General features: G+C 39.2%; 14 protein-coding genes. 9 read left to right on the forward strand and 5 right to left on the reverse strand.

The features are described 5' to 3' along the window. Positions 1-266: 266 nt before the first annotated feature. The 3 genes from Q0191_RS00420 to Q0191_RS00430 all read right to left on the reverse strand — a co-directional run bounded on the left by Q0191_RS00420 (position 267) and on the right by Q0191_RS00430 (position 5,241). Positions 267-803 carry a LysM peptidoglycan-binding domain-containing protein gene (locus Q0191_RS00420; RefSeq protein ID WP_297662802.1) on the reverse strand — a complete coding sequence of 179 codons (537 nt, stop codon included), beginning with the start codon at positions 801-803 and terminating at the stop codon, positions 267-269. 145 nt (positions 804-948) lie between these two features. Next, entirely contained in the window at positions 949-3,543 is a 2,595-nt protein-coding gene (locus Q0191_RS00425) for a YfhO family protein (RefSeq protein WP_297662804.1), read from the reverse strand. A 75-nt stretch (positions 3,544-3,618) separates the two neighbouring features. After that, positions 3,619-5,241, reverse strand: a complete 1,623-nt coding sequence (locus tag Q0191_RS00430; RefSeq protein WP_297662806.1) for an ATP-binding cassette domain-containing protein — start codon at positions 5,239-5,241, stop codon at positions 3,619-3,621. A 239-nt stretch (positions 5,242-5,480) separates the two neighbouring features. Here Q0191_RS00430 and trpS point away from each other — a divergent pair, with 239 nt between their 5' ends. Together trpS and guaB are read left to right on the forward strand one after the other, a co-directional pair. Continuing rightward, positions 5,481-6,506: a tryptophan--tRNA ligase gene (gene trpS / locus Q0191_RS00435; RefSeq protein ID WP_297662808.1), complete on the forward strand. Its 1,026-nt coding sequence runs from the start codon at positions 5,481-5,483 to the stop codon at positions 6,504-6,506. A 165-nt stretch (positions 6,507-6,671) separates the two neighbouring features. After that, positions 6,672-8,153, forward strand: coding sequence for an IMP dehydrogenase (guaB, locus tag Q0191_RS00440; RefSeq protein ID WP_015606074.1), 1,482 nt, complete (start codon positions 6,672-6,674; stop codon positions 8,151-8,153). An 84-nt stretch (positions 8,154-8,237) separates the two neighbouring features. Here guaB and recF read toward each other — a convergent pair whose 3' ends face one another. Together recF and yaaA are read right to left on the reverse strand one after the other, a co-directional pair. Continuing rightward, a complete protein-coding gene (gene recF / locus Q0191_RS00445; RefSeq protein WP_297662812.1) occupies positions 8,238-9,353 on the reverse strand; it encodes a DNA replication/repair protein RecF in 1,116 nt (371 codons plus the stop codon). Between the two features lie 3 nt (positions 9,354-9,356). Further along, positions 9,357-9,746 carry a S4 domain-containing protein YaaA gene (gene yaaA / locus Q0191_RS00450; RefSeq protein ID WP_297662814.1) on the reverse strand — a complete coding sequence of 130 codons (390 nt, stop codon included), beginning with the start codon at positions 9,744-9,746 and terminating at the stop codon, positions 9,357-9,359. A 189-nt stretch (positions 9,747-9,935) separates the two neighbouring features. On the opposite strand from yaaA, the gene Q0191_RS00455 reads away from it, so the two are divergent. The 7 genes from Q0191_RS00455 to Q0191_RS00485 all read left to right on the forward strand — a co-directional run. Beyond that, positions 9,936-11,183 (forward strand): EF-P 5-aminopentanol modification-associated protein YfmF, encoded by a 1,248-nt coding sequence (locus tag Q0191_RS00455; protein ID WP_297662816.1) that lies wholly within the window; start codon positions 9,936-9,938, stop codon positions 11,181-11,183. Then, positions 11,183-12,478, forward strand: coding sequence for an EF-P 5-aminopentanol modification-associated protein YfmH (locus Q0191_RS00460; RefSeq protein ID WP_297662818.1), 1,296 nt, complete (start codon positions 11,183-11,185; stop codon positions 12,476-12,478). Before Q0191_RS00455 ends, Q0191_RS00460 begins: the two co-directional genes overlap by 1 nt. 58 nt (positions 12,479-12,536) lie before the next feature. After that, positions 12,537-13,352, forward strand: coding sequence for a helix-turn-helix domain-containing protein (locus Q0191_RS00465; protein WP_297662820.1), 816 nt, complete (start codon positions 12,537-12,539; stop codon positions 13,350-13,352). 10 nt (positions 13,353-13,362) lie between these two features. Next, positions 13,363-13,902 carry a CDP-diacylglycerol--glycerol-3-phosphate 3-phosphatidyltransferase gene (gene pgsA, locus Q0191_RS00470; protein WP_005592114.1) on the forward strand — a complete coding sequence of 180 codons (540 nt, stop codon included), beginning with the start codon at positions 13,363-13,365 and terminating at the stop codon, positions 13,900-13,902. Between the two features lies 1 nt (position 13,903). Continuing rightward, entirely contained in the window at positions 13,904-14,731 is an 828-nt protein-coding gene (locus tag Q0191_RS00475) for an energy-coupling factor ABC transporter ATP-binding protein (protein WP_297662823.1), read from the forward strand. Continuing rightward, on the forward strand, positions 14,716-15,555 hold the full coding sequence (locus Q0191_RS00480) for an energy-coupling factor ABC transporter ATP-binding protein (protein ID WP_297662825.1): 840 nt from the start codon (positions 14,716-14,718) through the stop codon (positions 15,553-15,555). The genes Q0191_RS00475 and Q0191_RS00480 overlap by 16 nt, the downstream gene beginning before the upstream one ends. Further along, on the forward strand, positions 15,548-16,197 hold a 650-nt coding region (locus Q0191_RS00485; protein ID WP_297662827.1), incomplete at its 3' end, for an energy-coupling factor transporter transmembrane protein EcfT. The genes Q0191_RS00480 and Q0191_RS00485, both read left to right, overlap by 8 nt.

The following is a 16,197-nucleotide window of genomic DNA, read 5'->3' on the forward strand; positions in this document are numbered from 1 at the left end:
TTCGTTATTTCACGATTGAAGGTCGTGCTGTGCTTTCAACGATTGAAGGTCGCTTGAGCAAGGTCTATTATAGCATGATTTAGCACGGAGAACAACGAATAACCTTTGGCCAATCTGAAGAGCTTTATAAGTTGTCAAGTAAATTTACAGTATTGTAAACATCTTGATAAAAAATATCATATTCCAAGCAAAAATGTACTAATAATTATAAAAAAGGGACTAGAATATAAACTCCAATCCCTGTAAATATAATTTTTCCTAAAGTTTTAATACCAGCCATTTGCTAACCAGAAATTTTTAACAGCCGACCATGAGCCATAGCGACCTGCTACATAAGCATCCGCTGTCTTCTCTTGATTTTCTGGTGATAAATCTCCATTTAGATAGGTGATGGTCAACTGATAGCGACCATAGTATTGCCCATTTTGCGCTGTATAACTGCCGCTGGATTCTTTTTGAGCAATCCACTCCTTAGCCTCTGCATCCTCAGCACTCAAGCCAGAACTTGGGTTTACAGTAGATTGCTCAGCCTTATCTGATTTTTCAACAGTCATTTGCTCAGATACATCATCGTCCAGTTCTAAAACCTGGCCAACACTAATCAGATTGATATTGCTAATCTTGTTTTTTTGCGCAATCTTGTCAACAGTCGTCTGATGAGAAGCAGCAATCGCGGACAAGGTGTCACCTGACTTGACAGTATAACTTTCTGCATTGGCTACAATCGGAAGCAAAGCAGTAGCTCCTGCCATCAAACTGAGCAAGCCTGCTTTCATCATTCTATTTTTAAAATACAAATTCATGTTTAGAATTCTCCTTTTCTGTGATATATCTATCCTAAAGCAAAAGTATTACAGAACTTTATTACTTTGATGAATTATATTACAGACTATTGAAGAACTTGTAAAAACAGACATATATTCTAAAGCTTTTTTGATGATGTAAAGGCTATGCTGAACTATCTCTTTGTTTTTTTCTCCATTTAAATCGAACCCTATCATAGAAGAAAAATAAAACTATTCCTAAAATGAAAGCTGCAGTTCCTTCCTTTAATCTCCTTGGAACAAATGATAAAGTAACTCTACCTGCTCCTCTGTTCACATCAAGTTTCATAAAACCATTCTGCGCACGTTTTAACGGAACCTTCTTGCCATCTACACTAGCTGTCCAGCCCTTATCGTAAGGAATGGTGAAAAAGAGAGAACTATCTCTATCCGCGTGATAATCAACCGTTACCGTATTGGATTTTGTCGTCACAGAAACTTCTTGTTCTTTCAATTTACTTATGAGTTGCTGATATTTGTTTACATCCACAGAGAAAAACTCTGGCTGGTTAAAAGAAACAGTTCGATTCTCTGGAAAAGAAAATTGGATAGAAACCGTTTGTGCTTCCTTAAAATAACCAATATTCAAAAATGGAAAAACATTATGAGTTGAATAACGATTCGTGATTCCATTTACAGTGATATTGACATCCGTTTGATTATCGTTTGAAAAATCAAGATCTGAAAGGTTGACATAGACTTGACTACCTGCAGCTACCTCAATTGTATAGGTGATGCTAGCATAACTTAATTGACTGTCATTTTCGATGCTTGCCGTTACTTTTCCTTCAGTCTCTTCCTCATTACCAACTATAGAAATCCTCTCATAATATTTATGATTCAAACCTGATAATTGATTTAAAAAGGCTGTTTGATTGTCAAGTGTTAAATTTGTAAACTTGACATCTTTGTAAACATCATTGGTTAAGAAAGCCAAACCCAAAGCATAATTATTTTCATACAATGTCATTGATCGCTCAGTCTTCTCAGCATAAAAACCAAATTTTTGCGGATCTGTCTCAGACAAGTTATACTTTACAGCAAAAAGGCTATCCATCAAAATGCTATTATTTTGATAGCGGAGATTAAGATTAGTTCCTGCCGATTTAAATCCTAATTTATCTAAAGTCGAGCTAGCTTGCGTATTTCTGACTGATGAAAATTGAGAAATTCCATTATAATTAAATTTCATACTGTCATTGCCAGTCTGAGGATCAAGCCTCTCTGTTCGAAAGAAATCTCTATTTTCCCTCTTACTATACTTGACAAGATTGTCAACTTCATCCATCTTTTTCGAATAGGAAGAACGACTTGCAAAGACCCATTCTTTAGCAATACCATCGACCTGATAATAGGAGTTTAAGGTGAGCTCAAAAACCACAAAAAACAGTAAAGATAGTGTAAACATACTCTGCCTAACGTGACAACGAATAAAAGCAAAGCTGATTAAGAGATAGGCAAAGAAAAACTCTAAAGTAAAAATGTAATTTTCAGGACCAAGAAAATCATAGTGTTTACTATAGTATAAGGTGGCTAGAAAACCAAAAGAGATGAGCAGAAAGCTAAGAAATACTTGCCACCATTTAACTTCCTCCAAACTATTGAGCGTTTCTGCAGCCATCAAAATGATAAGAAGAGAGAAAAGCCAAGAATAGCGATGTAAAAACATATTCGGCGCATGCATTCCCTGCCAGAGTAAATCCAAATACTGCAGTCGGAAGCTCACTATAAAAATGCCAATCAACAAAATGTAGGCCAGTTTCACGCGAAGCTTAATACTTTTTATCGTGAAAAACAAGATACTTAAAATAAGAGGAAATAGACCAACATAAATCATAGGAATAGAGCCATACTTAGTTGTGTCAAAACTTCCTATAAAATTTTTAGCAAAAATATCTAGATACCAACTTTTTTCAGTAAACAAACCTTCAACCTTTGTCAAGGTCTCACCATGTGAACTCAGATCTAGATAAGTCGGCAAAATCATAATTAGACTAGTAAGCCCTGCTAATATTGACACGATAGCAAAATCAGGGAAAGACCGAATCCTGGCCTTAAAGTCCCAAGAAAGCTGAACGAGATACCAAAGAACTAAAAACAGAGCCATCATGTAACCAAAATAATAATTCTGGATAAAGAGAATTGACAAGCTTGTAAAGTATAAAACTCTCCCTTGTCCATTCATCAACTTATGTAAACCAAAGATAATAAGGGGTACCAATATAAATACATCTAACCAAGTTTTAATTTCTAGTTGACTGACTGAGAAACTCATCAAGGCAAAGGAAGTTGACAGAATCAAGATTAGTGTTTCTGGAATTTTTTTAAAGATCCCTTTAATACTAATACAAGTTGTCAAGCCAATCAAGCCAAACTTTATAAGAGTAAACAAGTAGACCGCATCCGGCATTGATTTTAAATCGAAAAAGTAGACGAAGGGGGAAAGGAAACTTCCTAGATAATAGCTGGAGAGGGCATAGAAATTTTGTCCTAATCCACTTGAAAATGTGTAAAAAAGGCTATCCGTTCCATGAAGGATATTCCTCAAGGTCGTATCAAATACGACATACTGATGGAAACCGTCTCCAAGTAACGGCGAAGTATCACTTCTCCAGTAAATACCTTGACTCAGATAAACAAAACACATAATGAGAAAAGGTAAGATGAAGGAGGCAAAATAAAGCCAATTTTTCTTAAAAAAATATCTGATTTTTTCCATGTTTCTTATAGAGAAAGAGGCCGAAACGTTGTTTCATGCCTCTGTAAACCTGTGTCAACCCATATTGACAACTTATTAATCTTTCCAAAGTTCTTTGACTTTTGCCTGAACCTCTTGATTTTCCAAAAATTCATCATAAGTTTCGTCAATGCGGTCAATCACACCATTTTTTGAGAGAACGATGATATGGTTGGCCAAGGTTTGAATAAACTCATGGTCATGGCTAGCAAAAATGATCGACTCTTTAAAGTTCTTCAAACCATCATTAAGACTAGAAATAGATTCCAGATCCAAGTGATTAGTAGGATCGTCTAAGACCAAAACATTTGACTTGAGAAGCATGAGCTTAGATAGCATGACGCGAACTTTTTCTCCACCTGACAAGACGTTGACAGACTTGTTAACCTCATCGCCAGAGAAGAGCATCCGACCCAAGAAACCGCGAAGGAAGGTGTTATCATCCTCTTCCTTGCTCGCAAATTGACGGAGCCAATCAAGAATAGATTCACCACCAGCAAAGTCGCGAGAATTATCTTTTGGCAAATAAGAACGACTGGTTGTAACACCCCACTTGATAGTTCCTTCATAGTCAATATCTCCCATCAAGGCACGAATCAAGGCGGTTGTTTGAATATCATTTTGTCCAATCAAAGCTGTCTTATCGCCAGGACGAAGGATAAAGCTGATATTGTCAAGAATGGTTTCGCCGTCAATCTTGACAGAAAGATTTTCTACTGTCAAGAGATCGTTCCCGATTTCCCGTTCCGCTTTAAAGCTGATAAATGGATATTTTCGACTTGACGGAACAATTTCTTCCAATTCAATCTTATCCAGCATCTTTTTACGAGAGGTTGCCTGTTTAGACTTAGAAGCATTGGCTGAGAAGCGAGCAACAAACTCTTGCAATTGCTTGATTTTTTCTTCCGCCTTAGCATTTCGGTCAGCGAGCAACTTAGCTGCCAATTCACTTGATTCTTTCCAGAAATCATAGTTTCCGACATAAAGTTTGATCTTACCAAAATCAAGGTCAGCCATGTGGGTACAAACTTTATTTAAGAAGTGACGGTCGTGGGATACGACAATAACTGTATTGTCAAAGTCAATCAAGAAATCTTCCAACCAAGTAATGGATTGAATATCCAAACCATTGGTCGGCTCGTCTAGAAGCAAGACATCAGGCTTGCCAAAAAGAGCCTTGGCAAGAAGAACCTTGACCTTGTCGCCGTTTGTCAATTCACTCATATTTTGGTAATGCAAGTCTTCAGGAATGTTGAGATTTTGTAGCAATTGAGAAGCTTCACTTTCAGCTTCCCAGCCACCCAACTCAGCAAATTCACCTTCCAGCTCAGCCGCTCGAACCCCATCCTCGTCAGAAAAGTCAGGCTTCATATAGATGGCATCTTTTTCCTTCATGATATTGTAAAGGTGCTCATTCCCCATGATAACAACATCAATGACCCGCTCATCCTCATAGTCAAAGTGATTTTGACGCAAAACAGAAAGTCGCTCATCTGGCCCCAAAGAAACATGGCCTGTCGTCGGCTCAATATCTCCAGCTAAAATTTTCAAGAAGGTGGACTTACCCGCACCATTCGCCCCAATCAGGCCATAAGTGTTTCCTTCTGTAAATTTAATATTTACTTCATCAAATAATTTTCGATCACTGAAACGCAGTGACACATCAGATACTGTAAGCAATGATTTTCTCCTATATATGTAATCTCCTCCATTTTACTAGAAAATTCTTCTTTTTTCAAATTATTATAGGATAAAAAACTATTTTAAGAGATAAATATGCCATAAATCTTGTAAATATACTGTAAACATGTTGTCAATTAATTGTTTTTTGTGCTGCGTTTCTTCTTTTTTCTTCTAGCTTCTTCCGCATTTTCTTTGAAAATGATATAATGAGAGCAATACTAATTGAGGAGCAAGCAATGACAAAACCCATTATTTTAACCGGAGACCGTCCGACTGGAAAATTACATATTGGTCATTATGTAGGAAGCTTACGTAACCGTGTCCTTTTACAAAATCAAGACAAGTATGAGATGTTTGTTTTTCTAGCGGATCAACAAGCTCTGACAGACCATGCGAAAGATCCACAAACAATTGTAGAATCCATTGGCAATGTAGCCTTAGACTATCTGGCAGCTGGACTGGATCCAAAAAAAGTAACTATTTTCATCCAAAGTCAAATTCCAGAGTTGGCAGAACTGTCAATGTACTACATGAATTTGGTGTCTTTAGCTCGTTTAGAGCGCAATCCGACTGTCAAGACAGAAATTGCTCAGAAAGGATTTGGAGAAAGTATCCCAACTGGATTTTTGGTTTATCCTATCTCTCAAGCTGCGGACATTACAGCCTTTAAGGCCAATTATGTGCCTGTGGGAAATGACCAAAAACCGATGATTGAGCAGACACGAGAAATTGTTCGTTCCTTCAATCATGCTTATGACTGCGAAGTTTTGGTGGAGCCAGAAGGCATCTATCCAGAAAATGAAGCGGCTGGTCGTCTACCAGGGCTTGATGGCAATGCTAAAATGTCCAAATCATTGAACAATGGGATTTATCTAGCGGATGATATGGATACTCTCAAGAAAAAGGTCATGAGCATGTATACTGATCCCGACCACATCAAAGTTGAAGATCCAGGAAAAATCGAAGGTAATATGGTTTTCCATTATCTGGATGTTTTTGGTCGACCAGAAGATGCTGCTGAAATTGTGGCTATGAAAGAACACTACCAACGTGGTGGTCTGGGTGATGTCAAAACTAAACGCTATCTCTTAGAGATTTTAGAGCGGGAATTAGGACCAATCAGAGAGCGTCGACTTGAGTTTGCAAAAGACATGGGGCAAGTTTATGACATGCTGAAAGAAGGCAGTGATCGTGCTCGACAAGTTGCTGGACAAACCCTGTCAGAAGTCAAAAATGCAATGGGAATTAATTACTTTAAATAACGAACGATAAGATCTAATTGCGACAAAAACCATCGTCTTTTACCCAAAAAAGAGATGGTTTTTAATTTTTACACAATAATCATTGACAAATGCCTATAGAATGGTATGATAATAACAATAAAAAGACGAGCCCTGCTCAATATATAAGAAAAGAGGAAACTGTGGATGTCTAACTGGGACACTAAATTTTTGAAAAAAGGTTTTACCTTTGATGACGTATTGCTTATTCCAGCTGAAAGTCACGTGTTGCCAAATGATGCTGATTTAAGTACAAAACTTGCTGAGAATTTAAAATTAAATATCCCAATTATTACTGCGGCTATGGATACAGTTACCGAAAGTCAAATGGCGATTGCTATTGCCCGAGCCGGCGGTTTAGGTGTCATCCACAAAAATATGTCTATTGCGCAGCAGGCTGATGAGGTTCGTAAGGTAAAACGTTCTGAAAATGGTGTCATTATTGATCCATTCTTCCTGACTCCTAATCATACAATTGCTGAAGCGGATGAATTGATGGGACGCTACCGCATCAGTGGGGTACCAGTGGTTGAAACGATGGAAAATCGTAAATTGGTTGGTATCTTAACCAACCGCGATTTGCGCTTTATTTCAGATTACAATCAACCAATTTCTAATCACATGACTAGTGAAAATCTTGTTACAGCCCCAGTCGGAACTGATCTAACAACGGCTGAAAGAATCTTGCAAGAACACCGAATTGAAAAACTACCTTTAGTAGATGAAAACGGTCGCCTCTCTGGTCTTATCACCATTAAAGATATTGAAAAAGTCATTGAGTTTCCAAATGCAGCCAAGGATGAATTTGGTCGTCTACTAGTTGCGGGGGCCGTTGGTGTAACTTCAGATACTTTTGAGCGTGCAGAAGCCCTCTTCGAAGCGGGAGCAGATGCCATTGTTATTGATACAGCACACGGTCATTCTGCTGGCGTTCTACGTAAAATTGCTGAAATTCGTGCACACTTTCCAGACCGCACCTTGATTGCGGGTAATATCGCAACTGCTGAAGGGGCACGCGCTCTTTATGAAGCAGGTGTTGATGTGGTTAAGGTCGGAATCGGACCAGGTTCTATCTGTACAACTCGTGTCATTGCCGGTGTCGGTGTACCACAAGTCACAGCAATCTACGATGCAGCTGCAGTTGCGCGTGAGTATGGAAAGACCATCATTGCTGATGGAGGAATCAAGTACTCAGGTGATATCGTCAAGGCTCTTGCTGCAGGTGGAAATGCAGTTATGCTTGGATCCATGTTTGCTGGAACAGACGAAGCGCCAGGTGAAACTGAAATCTTCCAAGGACGTAAATTTAAAACTTACCGCGGAATGGGCTCTATCGCAGCTATGAAGAAAGGTTCCAGTGATCGCTACTTCCAAGGTTCTGTCAATGAAGCTAATAAGCTAGTTCCAGAAGGAATTGAAGGGCGTGTAGCTTATAAAGGAGCGGCTGCAGATATCGTCTTCCAAATGTTGGGCGGGATCCGTTCTGGTATGGGATATGTCGGTGCAGCTAACCTACAAGAACTTCATGAAAATGCTCAATTTATTGAGATGAGTGGTGCTGGTTTGAAAGAAAGTCACCCTCACGATGTACAAATCACAAATGAAGCTCCAAACTACTCTGTCCAATAAAATTATAAATAAAAACAACCTTGTCAACTCCTTGACAAGGTTGTTTTCTAGTTTACAAAGTTGTAAATTAAATTTACAATTATTTTACTTGTTTGTAAAACCAAGGTTCTCTTCTTTCTTAATTACGCCTTGACTTATCTGAAAAATATTAATATCGTCTGGTAGATTTTGTAGGTGATCAAGGCTGGTTGTTGTAATGAATGTCTGAATGTTTTGAGAGATGGTTTCTAGCAATTTTAATTGACGCATATTGTCAAGTTCACTCATTACATCGTCAAGCAATAATATTGGAGTATCTTTTGTAAGATTCTCGATGAGTTTAATTTCAGCTAACTTGAGAGATAGGACAAGGCTACGATGTTGGCCTTGGCTACCAAATCCAGCATCCATATTATTGATAAAAAAGTTGATATCGTCTCGGTGAGGTCCGACACCTGTATTCTTTTTGAAAAGATCGCGTCTACGGCTTTCTGATAAGGCTGCTCGAAAAGAAGCTTCCAATTCTTCGAGACACGAAAACGGAACAGAGGATACATACTTGATTGTCAACTTCTCTTTTCCTTGAGAAATATCGCCATGACTTTCCTGAGCAAAATCTTCTAGCTTTTCAATAAAGTCTAGGCGATGTTGCATAACACGACAACCAAAATCAATCAGTTGCTCATCTAAAACAGAGAGAAAGGTTTCATCGATCTTATCATTGGCCTTAAGATAAGCATTTCTTTGCTTGAGCACATGATTATAGCTAGATAAGTCAGCAAGGTAGATGGGCTTGATTTGCCCAAGCTCAATATCAATAAATTTTCGGCGCAAAGCAGGGGCGCCTTTAATGAGCTGTAAATCTTCTGGAGCAAACAAGACAACGTTGACAACCCCTATATAATCTGATAATTTCCCTTGTTTTAAATGATTTATTTTGGTGATTCTCCCCTTCGGTGTCAACTCAATGTCAAGTGGGATTTTACCCGCTGTTTTTTCAATAATTCCTGAAATTTGCAGATTTTTTTCTTGGAAATGAATCAAATCCTTATCAGTTCTGGTCCGGTGACTGCGAGTAAGAGCTAAAAAATAGATGGCTTCAAGAATATTGGTTTTCCCCTGTGCGTTTTGTCCCAGAAAGATATTAAGGCCAGGATCAAAATCAACCTCTGCAGACTGGTAATTACGAAAATGTTTAATTTTCAGCGTTTTTAACCACATGGCTTAGGTTCCTGGAAAGCGAACAGGACCTTTTTTATTTTTCTGCTCGGGCTTTCTTTTCTTCTGTTCTTTTTTTGCTGGTTGAGATTTTTTCAAGTCCTTATTCATGGCTTTAACTAAGTCTGCCACTCTTTTTTTCTCTGCTTGCTCCTCTTGGTGTTCAAGGATTTCCTCCTGACTTGGAGCAAGGAGGATGATCTCCAGCTCTTGGTCTGGGAGAGAAATGATATCTCCAATTCTAAGTTTTTTCCCTCGTCTATTTTCTAGTTCGCCGTTAAAAAAGACCTGATTATCTGCTAAAAAGGACTTGATTGCTCCTCCACTTTGAATAATGCCGACTTCTTTTAAGAGAGCCTGTAGAGTAATGTATTCGTCAAATAATTTATATTCCATATTTCACCTCAATCCTTGTCATTATATCATAATTTAAGCAGAAACTGTTCCGTGGTAGTCTCATTCAAGGACAAGTTTTACTAGAAAAACAGAAAACGCTTTAATCACTAAAATTGCCGATCCTTACAAAGCATTAAATAGCATTTCGTGTTATAATAGAAGTCTATATTATTCGGTATGAGGAGCGCAATGGAAATCATAAAAGGAGTACATCTTCACTTCATTCAGTCAGAAAAATTTAAAACCAATAAAATTAAAGTGCGATTTTCAGCTCCTATGTCTGAAAAAACAATAGCTGGGCGGGTTCTTACGGCCAGTATGCTGGAGACTTCAAATGCTCTTTATCCAACATCGCAAGCCTTTCGAGAAAAATTAGCGAATTTATACGGTGCTAATTACTCGACAAGCCTTTCACGACGGGGATTAGTGCATTATCTAGATATCAATCTTTCTTTCGTGCGGGATCAATTCTTGAGCCGAAAAAATATGTTGGCAGATGAAATACTAGATTTTTTGAAGGCTAGTCTCTTTTTTCCTCTGTCAAATGGACAGGCTTTTGATACCAAAACCTTTGAAATTGAAAAGAGAAATGTTTTAACAGACTTGGAAGCTGAAATTGAGAATCATTTCTACCATGCTCACAGAGAGTTAAATAATTTATTTTACGATTTACCAGAAATGCGGATTCCACGCGTGGCAACAATCGAGCTAGTAGAAAAAGAAACAGCTGAAACTAGTTTTGCTGCTTTTCAGCAAATGCTAAATCAGGATCAAATCGATTTTTTCTTCATCGGTGATTTCAATGAAATTGCTGTCCGTGAGAAAATCCAAAAATTCCATTTTTCTGAACGAGAGCAACCTTTACAGCTTAGCTACCAACAAAACTATTCAAATATAACCAAAGAAAAGCTGGAGCAGCGAGATGTGCATCAGTCTATTGTTGAACTGGCCTACCATTTTTCTAGTCAATATGGAGATAGAGGCCATCTGCCCCTGATTGTTTTGAACGGCTTATTGGGAGGATTTGCTCATTCCAAACTCTTTGTCAATGTTCGGGAAAAAGAGAGCCTAGCCTACACTATTTCTAGTAGTTTTGATATTTTTTCTGGTTTGATGCGAATCTATGCTGGAATTGACCAAGCAAATCGGACAAAGACCATCGCTTTAATCAACCGCCAAATTCTAGATTTGAAGCGGGGACATTTCACAGATGAAGAACTTGAGCAAACCAAGAACATGCTGAAAAATTCAATACTTCTGGCTCAGGATCGACAAAACACCTTGATTGAGCGTGCATACATGTCCTCTGTTCTAGGGAAAAAATTTCTATCACTAGAGGCTTGGCTGAAAGCATTAGAAAATGTCAGCAAAGCTGATCTTATAGAGGCAGCCCAGCAGTTAAAATTACAGGCGATTTACTTTATGGAAGGGAAATAATGCAGAATCCAGGTCTAGAAAAAATCAATTATATAGCCGTGGGAGAAAGCATCTATCGGGCAGTGCTAGCAAATGGATTGCAGGTTTACCTACTCCCTAAAAATGATTTTAATGAAACCTACGGCATCATCTCAACACATTTTGGCTCTGTTGATACTAAGGTTGTTTCACGTGAAACAAAGCAAGTTTCTCATTATCCAGCAGGGATTGCGCATTTTTTGGAGCACAAATTATTCGAGCGTGAAAACGGCGAGGATTTGCTGCAGGAATTTACCAAGTTTGGCGCAGAAAGTAATGCCTTTACAAGCTTTACACGGACCAGCTATCTGTTTTCTACGACAAACTGTGTAACAGAAAATCTGAAGATGTTGCAGGAACTCGTTTCCCAAGCTAATTTTTCAGAAGCATCTGTTCAGCGTGAGCAAGGAATTATCCAGCAAGAAATCGAAATGTACCAAGACGATCCAGATTATCGGCTCTTCTTTGGTGCTTTGAGCAATCTCTACCCTCAAACTCCACTAGCAGAAGATATCGCCGGAACGACAGAGTCCATCATGGATATTACTGTGGAAGATCTGACAGAGAACTTCGAGCTTTTCTACCGTCCGTCCAATATGACCTTATTTGTCATTGGAAATTTCGACTTGGAGTCCACTTTTGAAGACATTGTCCAAACACAAGAGACCTTATCGCCTCAATTATTAACTTCAGTAATTGAAAAAGAGCCTATCATCTTACAACCTGTGCTTCCAACCGCTACTAGTCGGATGGAAGTTGCTAGTCCTAAGTTGGCGATTGGTATTCGTGGGAAAGATGCGATACAGGATACGGAGCTTTATCGCTATAAAATTGCCCTGAAATTGCTTTTTGCCATGATGTTTGGTTGGACTTCCAAGCGTTTCCAGAACCTATATGAAAATGGAAAGATTGACAATTCGCTCACTCTTGAAGTAGAGGTGGAAAAGGATTTCCACTTTGTCATCCTAACCATGGACACGCAGGAACCAGTGGGAATTTCTCATCAATTCCGCTCAGCCATTCGGAAGTTTGCTCAGGATCCAGATGTCACAGAAACACATCTAGACACGATTAAAAGTGAAATGTTTGGAGATCTTCTGCATGGTTTGAATTCTCTTGAGTACATGGCAACCCAGTATGAACCGCATTTAAAAGGTGAAAATCTTTTTGATTTGCCTAAGATTTTACAGGATATCACTTTAAATGACGTCTTAAAAGTCGGACGTCTCTTTATCGACCAGTGTGATATGACAGATTTTACTATTTTTCCAAAATAGTTCCAAGTTTATTTCAAAATTTTGTTAGAATAATGTCTAAGAGAAAAGGACTATCCCTATGAGAAAAAAAACGATAGGAGAGGTACTCAGACTTGCTCGAGTAAATCAAAAACTTACTTTAGCAGATGCAGCCAAAAAAACAGATATAAAAACTGACTACCTAAAGGCTCTTGAAAACAATCAATACGAAAAATTTCCGAATGCCTTTTACGTCCGTAGCCTGCTACGAAAATATGCTTGGGCTCTGGATTTAGACGAGCAGATTCTATTGGAGGCATACGACACAGATAATACTGTCGTTTATGACGAAATTGAATTAGCTGAAAACGAAGAATTTCGAAGCAGAAAATATAAAAATCGTTCCTTTTCACTTCCGCTCTTTTATTTCCTAGTAGTTGCCCTGTCTATCATTATTTTTGTCACCTATTATGTTTGGCAATATGCAAATACAACTACTCCGCAGTTTACCAGCTCCGATAGTTACAGTCTCGTCTCTGGCTCAAGTCTCGAAGAACGTTCAACTCCACCTGATACCTCCACTACAGACTCTAGCTCAACAAAAGAAAAGCTGGAAGTCACTGGAGAAGGAAACTATTTAACTGCAAAATATCGCGGCGAGTCGCAAACTACTCAGTTAACAATCTCAGCGAACAACACCCAAAGCTGGATTAGTGTGACAAATACGGACTTGGCAGCAGGTATAACCCTTACTCCAACCCAATCAAGCCAAACAGTGACACTCTCTCCCAATACAATTTATACAATAACTCTAGGAGTCGTAAAAGGCGTCACTGTCACTGTCGGCAGTCAAAAAATAGACCTATCTACCTTGACCAGCGACAGTGTTATAATTACCCTTACAATTGAATCATAAAGGAAGAATGATGAAAAAAGAGAATATCCCCAACGCTTTAACCCTTGCCAGAATTGCCTTAATTCCAATCTTTATTTTGATTTTGACTTTTGGGCATTCGCCAGCCATGCATATCCTAGCTGGAATCATTTTCGCCCTTGCCAGCATCACAGACTACCTGGATGGCTATCTGGCGCGCAAGTGGCAGGTCGTGACCAATTTTGGGAAATTTGCCGATCCTATGGCCGATAAACTGCTGGTTATGTCCGCTTTTATCATGCTGATTGAAATGAAAATGGCTCCTGCTTGGGTAGTAGCTATCATCATTTGCCGAGAGCTGGCCGTCACTGGTTTGAGACTTCTCCTAGTCGAAACTGGCGGAACAGTTCTAGCGGCCGCTATGCCAGGCAAGATCAAGACTTTCACGCAGATGTTTGCCATCCTCTTTCTTTTGCTCCATTGGACGTTACTCGGTCAGATTCTCCTTTACATAGCCCTGATTTTCACTATTTATTCTGGATATGATTATTTCAAGGGCAGTGCCTATCTCTTTAAAGATACATTTAAATAATATGGAAAATATCATTGAAGTAAAAAATCTTAGTTATCACTATGACCATAAGTCTGAAGATTATATTTTAAAAGACGTCTCGTTTCACGTGAAACAAGGAGAATGGTTATCTATTGTCGGTCACAATGGCAGCGGAAAATCGACTACAGTTCGTTTGATTGACGGTCTTTTAGAGGCCGAGAGTGGTGATATCATCATTTCTGGAGATAAATTGACGGCTGGTAATGTCTGGGAAAAACGTCGCCAAATCGGCATGGTCTTTCAGAATCCTGATAATCAGTTTGTTGGGGCGACTGTTGAGGATGACGTTGCATTTGGTCTAGAAAATCAAGGCATGGATTATCCGATGATGGTGAAACGGGTCCACGAAGCTCTGGAGCTAGTCGGCATGCAGAATTTTAAAGAGAGGGAACCTGCTCGACTTTCTGGCGGACAGAAGCAAAGAGTCGCTATTGCTGGCGTAGTCGCGCTCCAGCCAGATATTATCATCTTGGATGAAGCAACCAGTATGTTAGACCCAGAAGGACGTCTGGAATTGATTCGGACTGTTAAGGAAATTAAAGATAAGAATCATTTAACAGTCATCTCCATTACTCACGATTTGGACGAGATTTCGCTGAGTGACCGTGTACTTGTTATGAAAAATGGTCAGGTTGAGTCCACTGCTACACCAAGAGAACTCTTTTCTAGACCTGATTTGGAAGACTTGGGCTTAGATCAACCCTTTGTCAACCAGGTCAAAGCTGCCTTGATTCAAACTGGGCTAACTCTACCAGAAACCTATTTAACTGAAAAAGAATTGCAGGAACAATTATGGGAATTACTCTAAATAAAGTCAGTTATACCTATCAGGCTGGAACTCCATTTGAGGGTCCAGCGCTTTTTGAAGTTGATTTGGAAATCAAAGATGGTAGCTATACGGCTTTGATTGGACACACTGGTAGCGGAAAATCAACCATTTTACAGCTCTTGAATGGCTTGCTGACTCCTAGTGAGGGCAGCGTGCAAGTCAACCATGTCACCATCACTTCAAATTCCGTCAACAAGGACATCAAACAAGTTCGTAAACAGGTCGGTTTGGTGTTTCAGTTTGCTGAAAGTCAAGTTTTTGATGAGACTGTTTTGAAAGACGTGGCCTTTGGCCCGCAAAATTTTGGTGTTTCTAAAGAAGAAGCCGAGGCTTTAGCGCGTGAAAAATTAAGCCTTGTCGGCATTTCCGAAGAATTATTTGGCCGCAGTCCTTTTGAACTTTCTGGCGGGCAGATGAGAAGGGTCGCCATTGCCGGAATCCTAGCAATGGACCCTGATATCTTAGTTCTGGATGAGCCAACGGCTGGACTTGATCCAGCAGGGCGAAAGGAATTGATGGAACTCTTTAAGAAACTGCATCAAGCTGGAATGACCATTGTTCTTGTAACCCATTTAATGGATGATGTAGCGAATTTTGCTGATACAGTCTATGTTTTAGAGAAGGGGCGCGTCGTCAAAAGCGGGCAGCCTGCTCAGGTTTTTCAAGATATTGATTTTATGGAAAAAATTCAGCTAGGAGTGCCTAAAATCACGAAATTTGCTCAAGAATTAGCTGAAAAAGGAATGAAATTTACTCATTATCCGATTACGATTGAGGAATTTAAGGAGATGATACATGGATAAATTGATTTTAGGACGGTATATCCCAGGAAATTCAGTCATCCATCGATTGGATCCGCGCAGTAAATTGTTGGCCATGTTCTGCTTTATTTTATTGATTTTCTGGGCCAACAATCTCATCACTAATTTGCTGCTATTTGTTTTCGTTTTTACTCTGATTTTTCTCTCAAAAGTTCCTTTGACATTCTTCCTAAAGGGAATTCAATCAATGGTTTTCATTATTGCCTTTACCACCCTCTTCCAGCTATTTCTAACGGCGGGAGGCAAGGTACTTTTCCAATTTGGTTTCATTAAAATTACGGAATTTGGGCTTTCACAAGCGGGGATTATCTTTAGCCGTTTTGTTTTGATTATCTTCTTTTCAACTCTGTTGACCTTAACCACGACACCGCTCAGCCTTTCAGATGCAGTAGAAGCCCTACTAAAGCCACTCAAAGTCTTTAAAGTTCCTACACATGAAATTGGCCTCATGCTCTCTATGAGTCTGCGTTTCGTGCCGACTTTAATGGACGATACCACGAGAATTATGAACGCTCAGAGGGCTCGCGGAGTTGATTTTGGTGAAGGAACGATTGTGCAAAAGGTTAAGTCAATCATTCCAATCTTAATTCCCTTATTTGCTTCTAGTTTCAAGCGGGCAGACGC

The sequence above is a fragment of the uncultured Streptococcus sp. genome (assembly GCF_938036805.1).
GTDB lineage: Bacteria > Bacillota > Bacilli > Lactobacillales > Streptococcaceae > Streptococcus.

Coding starts and splice junctions, on each gene's coding strand:
- Q0191_RS00420 (WP_297662802.1), bottom strand. CDS start 803: ATGAATTTGTATTTTAAAAATAGAATGATGAAAGCAGGCTTGCTCAGT.
- Q0191_RS00425 (WP_297662804.1), bottom strand. CDS start 3,543: ATGGAAAAAATCAGATATTTTTTTAAGAAAAATTGGCTTTATTTTGCC.
- trpS (WP_297662808.1), top strand. CDS start 5,481: ATGACAAAACCCATTATTTTAACCGGAGACCGTCCGACTGGAAAATTA.
- guaB (WP_015606074.1), top strand. CDS start 6,672: ATGTCTAACTGGGACACTAAATTTTTGAAAAAAGGTTTTACCTTTGAT.
- recF (WP_297662812.1), bottom strand. CDS start 9,353: ATGTGGTTAAAAACGCTGAAAATTAAACATTTTCGTAATTACCAGTCT.
- yaaA (WP_297662814.1), bottom strand. CDS start 9,746: ATGGAATATAAATTATTTGACGAATACATTACTCTACAGGCTCTCTTA.
- Q0191_RS00455 (WP_297662816.1), top strand. CDS start 9,936: ATGGAAATCATAAAAGGAGTACATCTTCACTTCATTCAGTCAGAAAAA.
- Q0191_RS00460 (WP_297662818.1), top strand. CDS start 11,183: ATGCAGAATCCAGGTCTAGAAAAAATCAATTATATAGCCGTGGGAGAA.
- Q0191_RS00465 (WP_297662820.1), top strand. CDS start 12,537: ATGAGAAAAAAAACGATAGGAGAGGTACTCAGACTTGCTCGAGTAAAT.
- pgsA (WP_005592114.1), top strand. CDS start 13,363: ATGAAAAAAGAGAATATCCCCAACGCTTTAACCCTTGCCAGAATTGCC.
- Q0191_RS00475 (WP_297662823.1), top strand. CDS start 13,904: ATGGAAAATATCATTGAAGTAAAAAATCTTAGTTATCACTATGACCAT.
- Q0191_RS00480 (WP_297662825.1), top strand. CDS start 14,716: ATGGGAATTACTCTAAATAAAGTCAGTTATACCTATCAGGCTGGAACT.